Consider the following 1,139-nt stretch of genomic DNA (forward strand, 5'->3'; position numbering starts at 1 on the left):
GGTGGTGAGGGTTCCGGTGTCGGGGTGGTGCGGGAGCGTTTGGCGGGGCTGTCGGTTGTGGAGCGGGAGCGGGCGCTGCTGGAGCTGGTGCGTACCCACGCTGCGGCAGTCCTCGGCTACACCGCATCTGCCGGCCTCGAAAGCGGCGGCACATTCCGGGACTTGGGATTCGACTCGCTCACTGCCGTCGAGCTGCGCAACGGACTGAATGCCGAGACCGGTCTGCGGCTGCCCGCCACTCTGGTCTTCGACTATCCGACGCCGGTCGACCTGGCGCGCTTTCTGGATGGTGAGCTGTTCGGGGCGGTGTCGGGTGTGGCGTCCGACCTGCCGGTGAGGGCTTCCGTGTCGGACGATCCGGTGGTCATCGTCGGGATGAGCTGCCGGCTTCCCGGTGGTGTGGCCAGTCCCGAGGACCTGTGGCGGCTGGTGGCCGGAGCCGAAGACGCCATCTCCGGATTCCCCACGGACCGTGGCTGGGACCTCGATTCCCTCTTTGGGAACGACGCCGACCAGGCAGGTGCGAGCCGAACGCACTCGGGCGGATTCCTGCGTGATGCCGCCCAGTTCGATCCGGCGTTCTTCGGCATCAGCCCACGTGAAGCCGTCGCGATCGACCCCCAGCAGCGCCTGCTGTTGGAAACCTCCTGGGAAGCTCTCGAACGCTCGGGCGTGAGCCCCACTTCGGTCAAGGGCAGCCGAACCGGTGTCTTTGTCGGTGCCAGTGCTTCGGGCTACGGGGCTGGGCTGCGGGAGGCTCCGGAAGGCCTCGGGGGCCACTTGCTCACCGGAAGCTCGGGCGCTGTGGTGTCGGGGCGGGTGTCGTATGCGCTGGGTCTTGAGGGGCCTGCAGTGACTGTGGACACGGCGTGTTCCTCGTCGCTGGTCGCCCTGCACCTGGCGGCGCAGTCCCTGCGCTCGGGCGAATGCGACCTCGCCCTCGCCGGTGGTGTGACGGTCATGGGCAACCCCGGAGCCTTTGTCGAGTTCAGTCTTCAGGGCGGTCTCGCTGCTGATGGCCGGTGCAAGGCGTTCTCGGACGCTGCGGATGGCACCGGTTGGGCTGAGGGTGCTGGTGTGCTGGTGGTGGAGCGCTTGTCGGACGCCAGGCGTAACGGTCATCGGGTGTTGGCCGTGGT

The 1,139-nt window shown here is 68.1% G+C and carries 1 protein-coding gene; it reads left to right on the forward strand.

Features of this window, described 5'->3' with window-relative positions; all coding sequences use genetic code 11:
- The coding region (locus tag ACWC9R_RS37080; protein WP_450738287.1) for a beta-ketoacyl synthase N-terminal-like domain-containing protein at positions 1-1,139 on the forward strand (1,139 nt) is incomplete at both ends.

Source organism: Streptomyces sp. NPDC001219, from assembly GCF_053597915.1.